Below are 13232 nucleotides of genomic sequence, written 5' to 3' on the forward strand. Positions count from 1 at the left end.
TGATGAAGACGGAAGAAGTGAAGACAGAAAAAGAGGCTTTTCTTTATAAAGGAGGGCAACAAAAATACCATAAGCAGAACTCGGAAAAAGGGAAATTATTTGTTCGTGATCGGCTAACACTTCTACTTGATAATGGTTTGACAACCGAAGATGGATTATTTGCAAATAGTGAAGCAGAAGGATTACCTGCGGATGGTGTGATCTGTGGAATGGGAACAATCGATGGCAAATCGGTTTGTGTAATGGCAAATGATTCGACAGTTAAAGCTGGTTCATGGGGTTCCAGAACAGTTGAAAAAATCATTCGAATTCAGGAAACAGCAGAAAAACTTAGTGTGCCGATGCTGTATTTAGTTGATTCAGCTGGAGCAAGAATTACGGATCAAGTGGAAATGTTTCCAGGTAGAAGAGGTGCAGGGAGAATATTTCACAACCAAGTAAAACTATCCGGTAAAATTCCACAAGTGTGCATATTATTTGGACCTTCAGCAGCAGGTGGAGCTTATATACCAGCTTTTTGTGATGTTGTGATAATGGTTGACGGAAATGCTTCTATGTATTTAGGGTCACCGAGGATGGCTCAAATGGTAATTGGAGAAAATGTATCGCTTGAAGAAATGGGTGGTGCTGCTATGCATTGTTCCGTTTCTGGCTGTGGCGATATTTTAGCGAGAAATGAACACGAAGCGATTTCACAAGCGAGAGCTTATTTAAGTTATATGCCAAAAAGTTATAAAGAGAAACCTTCAATTTCTGAAGCATTGTCACCTAAAGATTTGCCGAAAACAATTGAAGAAATCATACCAGCCAATCAAAATGCGCCATTTAATATGTATGATTTACTAGACCGTCTCATTGATAACGATAGTTTCTTTGAAATTAAAAAAAGATTTGCTCCAGAACTAATTACTGGTTTAGCTCGTTTAAATGGGCGTGTTATTGGAATTATAGCTAATCAGCCAAAAGCAAAGGGAGGTGTCCTTTTTCATGATTCCGCTGACAAAGCTGCTCGATTCATTACGTTATGCGATGCATTCCATATTCCTTTGCTGTTCTTAGCCGATATACCAGGATTTATGATTGGTACAAAAGTGGAAAGAGCTGGCATTATACGTCATGGCGCAAAAATGATTACTGCAATGGCACAAGCAACAGTACCAAAAATTTCAGTGATTGTGCGAAAAGCTTATGGTGCTGGGCTTTATGCGATGGCTGGGCCTGCATTCGACCCTGATTGTTGTTTAGCATTGCCGCAAGCTCAAATAGCGGTTATGGGACCAGAAGCGGCAGTTAATGCGGTTTATGCGAATAAAATAGCGGAGTTACCTGAAGAAGAAAGACAAACATTTATAGAAGAAAAACGACGAGAGTACAAGGAGAATATTAATATTTATCGACTAGCATCAGAGCTAGTAATTGATGGCATCGTAAATGGCAATGATTTGAGAAGGGAATTAATTGACAGGTTTAAGCTTTATGAGAGCAAAGATATCATATTCACAGACCGAAAACATCCTGTTTACCCGGTTTAAAATAAAAGAAACCATCTATCGAGTGAATGTAGACTGAATTAGATATTAATTCGGGTCTTCCACTGGTATGTGGTTTCCTTTTATTTCCTTTAAAAAATATATAATTATGTACATAGAAATAGAGTGTGCGAGACATTCTATTATCACACAGGGAGGTGAAACAAATGGCAAATAACAATAGTTCAAACAACCTTGTTGTACCTGGCGTACAACAAGCAATCGATCAAATGAAATATGAAATTGCTTCAGAATTCGGAGTAAACCTTGGTGGAGACACTACTTCTCGTGCAAACGGGTCTGTAGGTGGAGAAATCACAAAGCGTCTAGTTCAAATGGCTGAACAACAACTTGGTGGCGGCTACCAAAAGTAATTTCATATATTGGAATGAAAAAGAGGCGATTAATTCGCCTCTTTTCTGTTTTATCGAATTCGTTGTTCGTTTTCAGGATTAAAGAAGTGGGCTTTATTCATATTAAATGCTAGCTCAATTGTATCGCCGCTTTGTGCTGTCGTACGTGAATCTACACGGGCTACAAATTCTTGTCCTTCAATAGAAGAATATAAGACAGTTTCTGCACCCGTTAATTCAGCTACATCAATTAAAGCATTAATCTTTGTGTCTTCTGAAGAAGAGATAAACACGGGTTCATCATGAATATCTTCAGGACGAATGCCTAAAATGAGTTCTTTGTCTAAGAATCCCTGTTCTCTAAGGACAGAAAGTTTTCCTTCTGGAACACGAATGCGTTGGTCATTAATAAGGAAATTATTCCCATCGAGTTTACCTGATAAAAAGTTCATTGAAGGTGATCCAATAAAACCACCAACAAAAACATTTTCGGGATTATCATAAACATCTTTAGGTGTTCCTATTTGTTGAATAAACCCATCTTTCATAATGACAATGCGTGTAGCCATTGTCATCGCTTCTGTTTGGTCATGAGTAACGTAAATCGTTGTTGTTTGTAGGCGTTTGTGAAGCTTGGTAATTTCTGCACGCATTTGCACACGCAATTTGGCATCAAGGTTTGATAAAGGCTCATCCATTAAGAATACTTGTGGATCACGAACGATTGCACGACCAAGGGCTACACGCTGGCGCTGCCCACCTGACATTGCTTTAGGTTTACGATCAAGCATTTCTTCAAGACCAAGTATCTTTGCAGCGTTATTTACACGTGCTTTTATTTCATCTTTTTTGAATTTACGTAATTTTAAACCGAAGGCCATGTTATCATACACATTCATATGTGGGTAAAGAGCATAGTTTTGGAAAACCATTGCAATATCTCGGTCTTTAGGTGCGACATCATTCATGCGTTTATCACCAATGACAAGATCTCCTTGTGAAATCTCTTCCAGTCCGGCAATCATACGTAGTGTAGTTGATTTTCCGCACCCAGATGGGCCAACAAATACGATAAACTCTTTATCTTCAATGTTAAGGTTAAAATCTGTTACTGCAGTTACGTCCCCATCATAAATTTTATAAACATTCTTTAATTCAATCGATGACATGTTCAAATCCCCCTTATACTGTTTAACTAATTAAATTGTAACCCCTTTCATTAATAAGAAGCTATGTCCAAATTGCACAAAGAAAAAGGATATTCACTTGTGCAAAATGACAACGTTTTATTTTGGTGAAAGTAAGAGGGAAGTAAAAACAGCTTGATAAAAATCGCGAATTTCAATTCCAGTTAACGTTTTAAACTTATCAAGTCGATATTGCAAGCTGTTTCTATGTAAATGTAGGGATTTTGCTGTCTGTGAATTGTTTAAATTGTTTTGTAAGTAAACCCGAATTGTTTTAAGAAGCTCTTCATCTTCAATCACTTCAGGGGGCAAAAAATGTTGCTGCAATTTGTTAAAGACGCTATCGGATATACTGTCCAATAATTCCGCTAGGCTTGCTTCAGATGCTGTAAACACTGTCTGAGCCGTTCGTTTTTTAAGCTTATGGGAAAACAATTCAGCTTCAAACTGGATAGCGTCATAAAGACGTGATCCTTTAGCAGGTACCCCCAAAAATAAGTGAACTTTCGTATAAAAATCGGCTTCGATTAATTCCACGATTGCATGAAGGTCTAGGAAATCCCCATCTGACTTAAATAAAAGCAACCCTTTAGTTGCGGAGTTCCAAATTAGGTTCGTGTCAATGGGGAATGAGCTAAGAACAGCTTCTCGAAATGAAGAAACATCATCTAGACCATGTTCGAGCTGGAAATGCACAGTTGTATAAGCTGTCGATTCATCAGGATGAGGCCCATTAGCATATAAAAATTGATACCAAGTCTTTTCTGTAGGTGTGTGGGGTTTAGGAACATTTGTTACTTCAGTAAACAATACTGAAAGTAGGAGTTGTTCACCTTCTGAAAGTTTGGTTCGATTAAAGTGAAAGAGGTCTTGTCCATATTGCAACGTCCAGCGCTCTTCTATAAGGTCGCTTTTTTTCCAAAGAGCATAATGAAACGTTGATTGAATAGTAGATTTCATATTTTCACATACCTTTCAAACAGTTCATTCACTTCAGTATAACAGAAAAAAGAAGCCGTAGGAGGCTTCTCAATCCTTGTTTTTATCTGCTTTATTTTGTTTTGGGGTGGGTAACGATTCTTCAATTTTCCCCCCTGAATGTGGGTCAACACGTCCACCATTTAATCCTTCATTAACATAGCGATCTACGTCAAGCTCTAATTCTTTACGGCTATCAACATTATCATGTTTTTCATCATTTAGCATGGACTGAACCCTCCTGGATCATAGCATGCCATCGAGGCACGTAGATTATACGTTTGGTTGATGTTCAGATTCATACACATGGTAAAGCATGAGGTCATGAACTGCTTTTTTGAGTAATTCTTGTTTCGTTGGATCATGTGGTCCTGTTTGCCATAAGATATCACCATTATAGTGATAAATTCCAGAAACAAAACGGCTCTCGAAATAACATGAAAAAGCCCATTTTTGTTTTCTACCGAAGACGGTAAGGGCTTTATATTGAAAATGAACGAGCATAAGCAAAACCTCCAGAGATTATTTGAAAGGGTTTTCATTAAATTTTAACATAAGCTGGTGTTTTCGTGTTTTAAAAAAATCGGCTATAATGTAGAAAAGATGAAATGATTGATAAAAGGAGGCAGTCTGCTGGATGAATGCCAGCAGGCATTTAATGTGCATTGGATTTCTTTAGTTTTTTTATTAGCTGTAGTTGGAGCGATTGTTGGTGCTGTGACAAATGCGCTTGCTATAAGAATGCTTTTTCGGCCGCATCGAGCTTACTACATTGGAAAATGGCAGCTCCCTTTTACACCTGGCTTGCTGCCGCGTAGACAAAAAGAACTTTCCGTTCAGCTTGGAAATATTGTGGCAAATCATTTACTAACTGCTGAGGGGTTAAGTAAAAAAATTGGGAGTGAATTGTTTTCAACAGAATTAAACAATTGGCTCCGTAATAAAGTTGAAAGCTGGTTAAAAAGTGAGCAAACGATTGAATCACTTTTAAAACCATTATTCTCACAGGATACTGGACGTGATCAACTTGTGATTCGTTCTAAATCTTGGTTAAAAACACGAATAATCCGTTACTTGCAAGAAAATCAATCAACTTCTGTTAAGAAGATTGTACCTGTCGAGCTACAGCTTAATGTGGCAACTAGGTTGCCTGAAGCAGCAGAGATGATTCTTAATAAGGCTAGCGCATACGTTGATAGTGAAGATGGAATAGAACGCATAAGTGCTATGATAAAACAATTTTTAGCTACAAAAGGGAAGCTTGGCGGAATGGTATCAATGTTTATCTCAAGTGATAAGCTTGTTGATATGGCCATTCCAGAGATTAGAAAATTTTTAGCGGATGAGCAGACAAATGAAATGTTGCATGGGTTGCTTGCTAAAGAATGGAATACCTTTTTGGAAAAACCACTTTCAACTTTTTCTGCGGACATGTACGTTGAAACCATTGTTGATAAATTAACTGATGGAATTCAAGGTCAAATACCGCTCTTAAATTGGTATGATACCCCTCTTCACCAATGGTCAGAACCATTTATCACACCGATCTCGGAAAAGTGGGCTCCAGAATTAGTGAAATTATTGACAGGATATATTCAGACAAATATTACAGGCATATTGAAGCAATTACGATTGGAAGAAGTAATTGAACAACAAGTAGCTTCTTTTTCAATGGCTCATTTGGAAAGTTTAATTATGGACATAACAAAGAAAGAATTACGGATGATCACTTTATTAGGAGGACTTATTGGTGGTATTGTTGGTCTTATTCAGGCGGTTATCGTTCATTTTTTCTATTAAATTAGCCATATTGCGTGATTTCATTGTCTACACATGTTATAGTCGGTTGGACAAGTTATGAGGAGTGATCATTGTGAGCAATACGTACGATAAAGCACATGAACTAAAAGATGCACTAGCAGAAAGTGAAGAGTTCAAAGCGTTACATGTTTTACATGAAGAAATTGAAGCGGATGACATCGCTAAGAGAATGCTTGAGAATTTCCGTAAGCTTCAATTAGAGCTTCAGCAAAAGCAAATGCAAGGAATTCAAATTTCGGAAGAAGAAGCGCAACAAGCACAGCAACAATTTGAGCTTGTTCAGCAACACGAGCTTATTTCGAAGTTAATGGAAGCAGAGCAACAATTAAGTGTGATTATCACAGATTTAAACAAAATCATTACTGAGCCGCTAGAAAAAATCTACGGCGATCCATCACAAGAACAACAATAAGCGTGTTATAGGAAAACCTGCCATATTGGCGGGTTTTTTTATTGATGTGGACGTAAAGGATAAGTTCTACTTCTTGAAAATAAGCATAAGTCTAGAACAAGGATAGGGCAAGTTCAAAGACACCAAGAGGATTGAAGGAGGAATAGACTTGAAAGCCTATAAAATGGTTGCAGTAAATATTGATGGAATTATGGTGAACAAAGAAAACAAGATGAGTAAGCGGACAAAAGCAGCGGTTGAGTATTTAACGCGGAAAGGTGTGGTCGTTACACTTATGACCGATAAACCATTTTCCCACGCTAAAAAAGCTGCAAAAGCGTTAAAGCTCGATGGCTTTATCGTTGCTCATGGTGGGGCGTTTATTTCTGATACAAATAAAAATGAATGGTTTAATCGTCCTTTAGAAATGGATAACGCTTTAGATATTTGTCATGTGCTGGAACGTTTTGATTGTGAAACACGATTACTATATGGGGATCATGCTATTTCAACACGTTCACAGCATAAACAAACATTACTTGCAAAAATGTCTTTTGGTTCCCCTGGTGAACAAATGGTTTACCCTATTACCTATGTTGATTCTCTTTATGAGCAAGTGTTAAAAGAAGGGGCGGGTCCATTAAATATGGCGATTAGCTGTGAAGAGCAAGCTGATCTTAATCATATTAGTTCCATACTTGAGCAAGAAGTGCCAGATATTGAATTAACAGTAAAAGAAAATGGTCAATGCTTGATTGTTGGAAAGGGAGCTGGAAAAGCTAGAGCATTGCAATGGCTTGTTAGAGAGCGTGGAATGGAGTTAGAGCAAGTGGTTGCCATTGGCGTTCATGATGAGGATATCGAATTACTTGAGATGGTGGGGCTAGGTGTTGCAATGGGTGATGCAAACACTGCTTTACAAGCATCAGCAGCGTGGGTTACTCGGACGGTGGATCAAGAAGGGTTTGCCTATATGGTTCATGAAGTATTTCGTAAGCAATTAAGAATACAAGTGTAGAGTCGATCATAACTAGAAAAGAAAGCAGGCAAGAAATCCTGCTTTCTTTTTTAACGTGCAAATAAAATCATCTTTCCATTTCTTGTGAGTCGGTGTGTTAAACTTGACGCCTCCGTCTTCTCAAGTCTTTGTTTGGCGACTTGAATAGCTTCTTGTTCTGTCCTCGCCTCAATTCGTTCATTCAACACTTCAGAGCTATCTTTATTAAAGGCTGTTAAAAAAAAAGTCATAGTAATCCCCCTCTTATGAATGCGTTTACGAAAGTATAGCATGAAACGAATGTGTATTCACCTAATAAAAAAAGTTGAATAAAGTAAACAAAAAGGGGGAATAGAAATGGGAACAAATGAATTACACAGGCTTTGTCAACAGTTCACAAATTATCCGGTTAAATTAACTCTTGATAATGGGGAAGAATATGAGACATTGATTGAATATGTGGATAATGAACATGTTCACTTGCTTTATCCAGTAGATCAGAATGAGGAACTAATGCTCATTTCACAATTAGATGGATTTCAATCAATGAACAATAATGACTACCATCGTTATGGCTATGGTTACCCATCATATGGTTACCCACCATATGGTTACCCTCAAGCTGGTTTTGGTTTTCGTCCGTATGGCTGGCGGAGATGGGTCCTTCCGTTAACAGCGCTTGCAGCCATTGCTCTACTTTAGGCAGCTCTAATTGAGCATGCCTTTTACATATTTGGGCGATAATCATCTAGAAATTAGGGATATTTCGTAAATCCGGCAGAAAGTTCGCGCTTTCCGCTGAAATTATGTAAAATGAAAATATGAAGTATTTGTTAGGAGGATTGTAGATGGATTCATATAATATCTATCTAGTTGAAGACGAGGCAAACTTATCAGAAGTATTAAAAGCATATTTACAAAAAGAGGGCTGGAACGTTACTGTGTTTCCAGATGGTGATTCAGCTGTTGAAGCCGTGCCTGGAAAACCACATTTATGGGTGCTTGACATCATGTTACCTGGAACGGATGGTTACCAAGTATTAAAAGCAATTAAAGAACAAGAAGACACACCGGTTATCTTTATTTCAGCACGTGATCAAGATTTAGACAGAGTGCTTGGATTGGAAATGGGAAGCGATGATTATTTATCAAAGCCATTTTTACCGCAAGAGCTAATTATTCGTGCTAAGAAATTACTTAATCGAGTATATGGGACAAGCACATCGGAAGCACAAAAAATTGAATTAAATGCATACAGCATTGATCCAATCGGGCGTACGATTCTTGATACAGAAGCGGACGATGAAGCGGTTGATTTGACGACAAAAGAAATGGATTTAATGTTGTTGTTATCAGCGGAAATTGGAAAAGCTTTCTCTCGTGAAAAAATCATCGAGCATGTCTGGGGCGAGAACTATTTTGGTTCAGAACGTGCTGTAGATGACGTTGTCCGTAGAGTTCGTAAAAAAATGCCACGTATCCATCTTGAAACTTTGTATGGTTATGGATACCGTATTCTTTCTTCATGATAAAGATTAACTTAACGAGACGAATCTGGCTAGCATTCGTTTCGTTAATTGTGCTTGTCGCGCTTTCAATAATTATCGTGTACCCATTGTCTATTCGAGGTGCTCTTACTGAAGAAACCTATCAAATCATTGATAACAGGGTTCGTGATTTATTAACCGGGGAAGGTAGTTATCAAGATCGCATTTCTCCTGAACAACCAGGTTTTTACCAATCGAGAGTAGAACAACGAGCAACTGTTTCTTTCACAGCTAGATTTGTTGATGGGTTGACTGGTGACATAGCGTTTTCAAATATTTTTGATGTTCCACCAGAGCAATTGAGCCAAGAGATGTTATCGAATGCGTACGAGCAAAATGCACCACGAGGGCAATACGAAGCGACATTTGATGGACAAACACTTTTTTACGTCATTAATGAAACTTCCGATGACTTTTATTTGATTACGTATATGTGGGATACATACCGTGACGAGATGGTGCAAAACTTATGGGAGAGATTATTGTATTTGCTTCTGCTTACGAGTGCGCTCAGCTTGCTTCCTGCTATCTGGCTCAAACATTATTTACGTCAACCACTCGCTGTACTTGAAAATCATTTAGAACAAATTGCAAACCGTAATTGGCAGGAACCATTACGCTGGGAAGGTGACGAAGATTTTGAAAGGTTGTCATATCAATTTGAACGTATGCGGCAGAACTTAAATAGTTATGATCGAGCACAAAAAACATTTATTCAACATGCTTCCCATGAACTGAAAACACCGATTATGGTCATAAAAAGTTATGCCCAGTCTGTCAAGGATGGGATTCTTCCTAAAGAAAATCTTAATCAAACAATGGATGTTATTACAGAAGAAGCAAATCGTATGGAACGTCGTGTAATTGATATGCTTTATTATACAAAGTTGGATCAAATGAAAAAAGACCAACTCAATGTGGAAATGATGCCCTTTGGAAAGCTTGCTTATCAAATTGAGGAGCGCTTCCGTTACCAAAGAGAAGACGTAGCAATTGGAGTAGAGGGCGCGGAAATAATGATTGAAGTGGATCCAGAACAGTGTGAAGTACTGCTCGAAAATTTAGTTGAAAACGGACTTCGTTATGCAAAAGATCATTTGTTTATTCGTGCTGAACAAGACGAAACAAACACTTATTTAATTGTAGAAAATGAGGGTGAACCGATTGATGCTGATTTAACAAGGTTGTTTAATCCATTTTATAAAGGCAATAAAGGGAAGTTTGGTCTAGGACTTGCGATTGTTAAGCAAATTGCCGATTTACATTATGGGACTGCAATGGTTGAAAATATTGAGGAAGGTGTACGTTTTACTATCACATTGCCTAGATCTCAAAAACAATTAGTTGATGGTAAAGGTAAGAAGAAAGAGAAAAAACGGGATGTTACGAATAAGAGCACGGATTAAAGCCCAATTTGAATAGACGTTGTTGACTTTCGTCCATGAGAGCACTGTATAAAGTGCTCTTATTTGTATGTCAATGTATGCTATACTAGTAACAAGATTAAGGTTTAAGAGGTGAGACGATGGAGAAAGGCATAAGGCACCACCAGGTTGGGGAGGCTGTTGATCGCTATCTATTAATCAAAACGGCGACAAAGCAAATTGCAAGTAATTCCAAACCTTTTTTGACATTGATTCTTGGAGATCATACTGGAGAGATTGAGGCGAAACTATGGGGTGTTTCACCTGAAGATGAAGCAACGTTTATTAATAAAACCGTTGTACATATCCAAGGAGATGTAATTGATTATCGTGGCAGGATGCAATTGAAGATTGCAAGTATTAGACCGACTTCACCTATGGATGGCGTGAAAATTAATGATTTCGTGCGTTCTGCACCACTCTCCCCTGATGACATGCTTGATGAAATTAATCAATATATTTTTGAAATCAGCAATCCTAACATACAACGAATTACTCGTTTTTTAGTAAAAAAACATCAACAGGCATTTATTGAATCTCCAGCAGCGACTAAAAACCATCATGAGTTTATGGGAGGACTTGCGTATCACGTTGTATCAATGCTTCGAATTGCAAAAAGTTTAATCCACTTGTATCCAAGCCTCGATCCCGATTTACTATACTCTGGTATTATCCTTCATGATATGGGGAAAGTCCGTGAATTATCAGGCGCTATTGATACCACATATACGTTGGAAGGGAAATTACTTGGTCATATTTCAATTGGGGCAAATGAGATTGCAGAAGCGGCAAAGGAATTAGATATAGACGGGGAAGAGTTATTAATGATGCAACATATGATGTTAAGTCATCATGGAAAAAGCGAGTGGGGCAGTCCTAAAGCTCCTGTACTGCGTGAAGCAGAAGTTCTCCATTTAATCGATAATGTCGATGCCAAGATAAATATGATGGACCGGGTTCTGGAACGAGTAGAGCCTGGCGAGTTTTCTGAACGAGTAATGGCGCTAGAAAACCGGAGCTTTTATAAACCCGGATTTCATAAAAAACCACTTGAACTTTAAAACTCGATGGTCTAGTTTTTTTCCCGGTAGCATAATAGTAGAAAAGAAACCAAAATGGCATGAAAGGGTGACTTTTCTATGAAAACAAAACAGACAAGCCAACTGCTCGCGTTGCTGGCTGTTGCAGCGCTTGTAATAGCCTTTATATTTACGCAAACATCGATTGTTCAAATGATTGCAGCAAGCCCTTGGTGGATGTATCTAGTAGTGGTTGGAATTCTCGTGAGCGGTTTTATGTGGATTAAGACTATGCGGGAAGAAAACGAAGTAGATCATGAGTGGATTGAACAAGAGGGCAATGTGTATATGGCTCGAATTGAAGAGGCGCGCAAAAATGCTAGTGAAAAATAAATAAAAAAGTGACAGCACTCTAGTAGTTAGAGTGCTGTCTTTTATTATACTTTACTCTTTGTTAGAGACGATCCTTAAAGGAATTGACCCAAATACCTTATCTAATCTACCCTTTTTAGAAATACCTCATTTCAGAACTAAATAGTGTAATGGATTCCTCACCCTTCAGCTTCCTCTTCAGCTTCCTCTTCTTCTTCTGGTTCTGGTTCTTGCATCATTTCATCTATCATCGTTTGGAAAAACTCGTCTTCGATTTCAACGTTGTATTCATTTAATAAATCACGCATCACGCTCGCAAAGTCCTGACCTTCTTCTTCTACTTTTGCTGCTCGAACGGCTTCTTCACTTTCCTCAAAAGTAGATGAATGAATCTCTGTTACCTCGATAACGTGAAACCCGTGTTGGGATTGTACGGGATCGCTAATTTCATTTACTTCCAATGAAAAGGCAGCTTCCGAGAATTCAGGGACCATTGAAGCGTATGAGAAGCTACCTAAATCACCACCATTTTCTGCGGTTCCAGGGTCAGTAGAAAGTTCAGTAGCTAATTCAGCAAAATCTTCCCCGTCATCTAAACGATCAACTACTTCATTAGCTGTTTCTTCGTCCTCAACTAAAATATGACGCGCTTCAATTTCATGGAAAAGATGTTCATTTTCATTATAATACTCTTCAAGAGCTTCGGTTGAAGTGTCGAGGTCTTCTTCCATCAAGTTTGTAAGCGTCACTTCAGGGATAACAAAATCATCAATTAGTTGATCCATATCTTCGATAGGCATTAACTGTGAAAAGTTCTCAACTAATTCCTCATCCGTTTCTGCACCGTACGTATCTTTTAAGGTTTGTACCAATTCATCAATCTCTTCATCACTAATATCCATATCTTCACTAGCCAAAAGCAATAATTGTGAAGAGAGTTCATTAAAGAATATTTGCTGAAGTGCGGGGGCCGTGCTTTGGTTTGTTTTTAATTGTTCAAAAAGCCCATCTTTGGTTACTACAGTATTTCCTTCAATATTGGCGATTGCTTGTTCTTCGCCGTCCTCATTGCTACAGCCTGCGATAACTGTTAGGCAGACTGCGCCCATAGCAGCGAGTAAGTATTTTTTCATAATGCACACTCCTCGGTGTTGTCTGTTTGAATAAAACGACAATTAGATAATTTACCCAATCTTTCGTACACAAAACCTACTATACCATAAAAAAAAATAGGCAACAAACTTGAGGCAAACGTGGAAATTGGGTAAATCGCCCAGTACCCATATTTCATTTCTGCATAGGATATGGTAACAAAGCACAGAGGAGGTGCTTGCATGTCTGAATATCAAGGTGGATTTGCACTACTCGTCGTTTTATTCATACTTCTTGTGATCGTAGGTACAGCATGGTTTTAATAATTAGACATCTCCGAAAATGCTTTATATAAAAAAATGTGAAATTATCAAAGGAGGAAATTTACATGAGTTACGCTGGTGGAGGATATAATAGTGGATTTGCATTAATTGTGGTATTGTTTATTTTGCTTGTTATTATTGGTGCTTCTTGGATTTGCTAAGTTTTTTACGCCTAGGGCTACCTAGGCTTTTTTTTGAT

Annotated in this window: 18 protein-coding genes; 12 read left to right on the top strand and 6 right to left on the bottom strand. The window is 38.1% G+C overall.

Features of this window, described 5'->3' with window-relative positions; all coding sequences use genetic code 11:
- The first annotated feature begins 2 nt into the window (after positions 1–2).
- A complete protein-coding gene (locus BK584_RS00725; RefSeq protein ID WP_078390809.1) occupies positions 3–1532 on the top strand; it encodes an acyl-CoA carboxylase subunit beta in 1530 nt (509 codons plus the stop codon).
- Between the two features lie 164 nt (positions 1533–1696).
- Entirely contained in the window at positions 1697–1903 is a 207-nt protein-coding gene (locus tag BK584_RS00730; protein ID WP_078390810.1) for an alpha/beta-type small acid-soluble spore protein, read from the top strand.
- Between the two features lie 50 nt (positions 1904–1953).
- On the opposite strand, the gene BK584_RS00735 is transcribed toward BK584_RS00730, so the two are convergent.
- The 4 genes from BK584_RS00735 to BK584_RS00745 form a co-directional block, all read right to left on the bottom strand.
- A complete protein-coding gene (locus BK584_RS00735; RefSeq protein ID WP_078390811.1) occupies positions 1954–3051 on the bottom strand; it encodes an ABC transporter ATP-binding protein in 1098 nt (365 codons plus the stop codon).
- 117 nt (positions 3052–3168) lie between these two features.
- Positions 3169–4029, bottom strand: a complete 861-nt coding sequence (locus tag BK584_RS00740) for a PucR family transcriptional regulator (RefSeq protein ID WP_078390812.1) — start codon at positions 4027–4029, stop codon at positions 3169–3171.
- 69 nt (positions 4030–4098) lie between these two features.
- The gene (locus BK584_RS24390) at positions 4099–4275 is read right to left on the bottom strand and encodes a hypothetical protein (RefSeq protein ID WP_169870962.1); all 177 of its coding nucleotides are present in this window, start codon (positions 4273–4275) and stop codon (positions 4099–4101) included.
- A gap of 45 nt (positions 4276–4320) precedes the next feature.
- Positions 4321–4551 (bottom strand): DUF5342 family protein, encoded by a 231-nt coding sequence (locus BK584_RS00745; protein ID WP_078390813.1) that lies wholly within the window; start codon positions 4549–4551, stop codon positions 4321–4323.
- 156 nt (positions 4552–4707) lie between these two features.
- Between BK584_RS00745 and BK584_RS00750 the strand changes: the two genes are divergently transcribed.
- The 3 genes from BK584_RS00750 to BK584_RS00760 all read left to right on the top strand — a co-directional run bounded on the left by BK584_RS00750 (position 4708) and on the right by BK584_RS00760 (position 7277).
- Entirely contained in the window at positions 4708–5847 is a 1140-nt protein-coding gene (locus BK584_RS00750; RefSeq protein ID WP_169870964.1) for a DUF445 domain-containing protein, read from the top strand.
- A gap of 73 nt (positions 5848–5920) precedes the next feature.
- Positions 5921–6280 (top strand): YlbF/YmcA family competence regulator, encoded by a 360-nt coding sequence (locus BK584_RS00755; RefSeq protein WP_078390815.1) that lies wholly within the window; start codon positions 5921–5923, stop codon positions 6278–6280.
- A gap of 148 nt (positions 6281–6428) precedes the next feature.
- Complete coding sequence (locus tag BK584_RS00760; protein ID WP_078390816.1) at positions 6429–7277, top strand: HAD-IIB family hydrolase; 849 nt, start codon at positions 6429–6431, stop codon at positions 7275–7277.
- 50 nt (positions 7278–7327) lie between these two features.
- Here the strand turns inward: BK584_RS00760 and BK584_RS00765 are convergent, their stop codons facing one another.
- Positions 7328–7507: a YhzD family protein gene (locus tag BK584_RS00765; protein WP_169870966.1), complete on the bottom strand. Its 180-nt coding sequence runs from the start codon at positions 7505–7507 to the stop codon at positions 7328–7330.
- Positions 7508–7613: 106 nt separating this feature from the next.
- On the opposite strand from BK584_RS00765, the gene BK584_RS00770 reads away from it, so the two are divergent.
- The 5 genes from BK584_RS00770 to BK584_RS25690 all read left to right on the top strand — a co-directional run bounded on the left by BK584_RS00770 (position 7614) and on the right by BK584_RS25690 (position 11639).
- Positions 7614–7958, top strand: coding sequence for a hypothetical protein (locus tag BK584_RS00770; RefSeq protein ID WP_078390818.1), 345 nt, complete (start codon positions 7614–7616; stop codon positions 7956–7958).
- Positions 7959–8104: 146 nt separating this feature from the next.
- A complete protein-coding gene (locus BK584_RS00775) occupies positions 8105–8785 on the top strand; it encodes a response regulator transcription factor (protein ID WP_078390819.1) in 681 nt (226 codons plus the stop codon).
- A complete protein-coding gene (locus BK584_RS00780; RefSeq protein WP_078390820.1) occupies positions 8782–10209 on the top strand; it encodes a sensor histidine kinase in 1428 nt (475 codons plus the stop codon). The genes BK584_RS00775 and BK584_RS00780 overlap by 4 nt, the downstream gene beginning before the upstream one ends.
- Positions 10210–10328: 119 nt before the next feature.
- A complete protein-coding gene (yhaM, locus tag BK584_RS00785) occupies positions 10329–11288 on the top strand; it encodes a 3'-5' exoribonuclease YhaM (RefSeq protein ID WP_078390821.1) in 960 nt (319 codons plus the stop codon).
- A gap of 78 nt (positions 11289–11366) precedes the next feature.
- On the top strand, positions 11367–11639 hold the full coding sequence (locus BK584_RS25690; protein WP_245808781.1) for a sporulation YhaL family protein: 273 nt from the start codon (positions 11367–11369) through the stop codon (positions 11637–11639).
- Positions 11640–11797: 158 nt separating this feature from the next.
- Here the strand turns inward: BK584_RS25690 and BK584_RS00795 are convergent, their stop codons facing one another.
- Positions 11798–12751: a foldase protein PrsA gene (locus BK584_RS00795; protein WP_078390822.1), complete on the bottom strand. Its 954-nt coding sequence runs from the start codon at positions 12749–12751 to the stop codon at positions 11798–11800.
- A gap of 201 nt (positions 12752–12952) precedes the next feature.
- Between BK584_RS00795 and BK584_RS00800 the strand changes: the two genes are divergently transcribed.
- Together BK584_RS00800 and BK584_RS00805 are read left to right on the top strand one after the other, a co-directional pair.
- The gene (locus BK584_RS00800; protein WP_139365761.1) at positions 12953–13033 is read left to right on the top strand and encodes a YjcZ family sporulation protein; all 81 of its coding nucleotides are present in this window, start codon (positions 12953–12955) and stop codon (positions 13031–13033) included.
- Positions 13034–13098: 65 nt separating this feature from the next.
- Entirely contained in the window at positions 13099–13194 is a 96-nt protein-coding gene (locus BK584_RS00805; RefSeq protein ID WP_078390824.1) for a YjcZ family sporulation protein, read from the top strand.
- Positions 13195–13232 lie beyond the last annotated feature (38 nt).

Origin of the sequence: Shouchella patagoniensis (genome assembly GCF_002019705.1) — a bacterium.
GTDB lineage: Bacteria > Bacillota > Bacilli > Bacillales > Bacillaceae_D > Shouchella > Shouchella patagoniensis.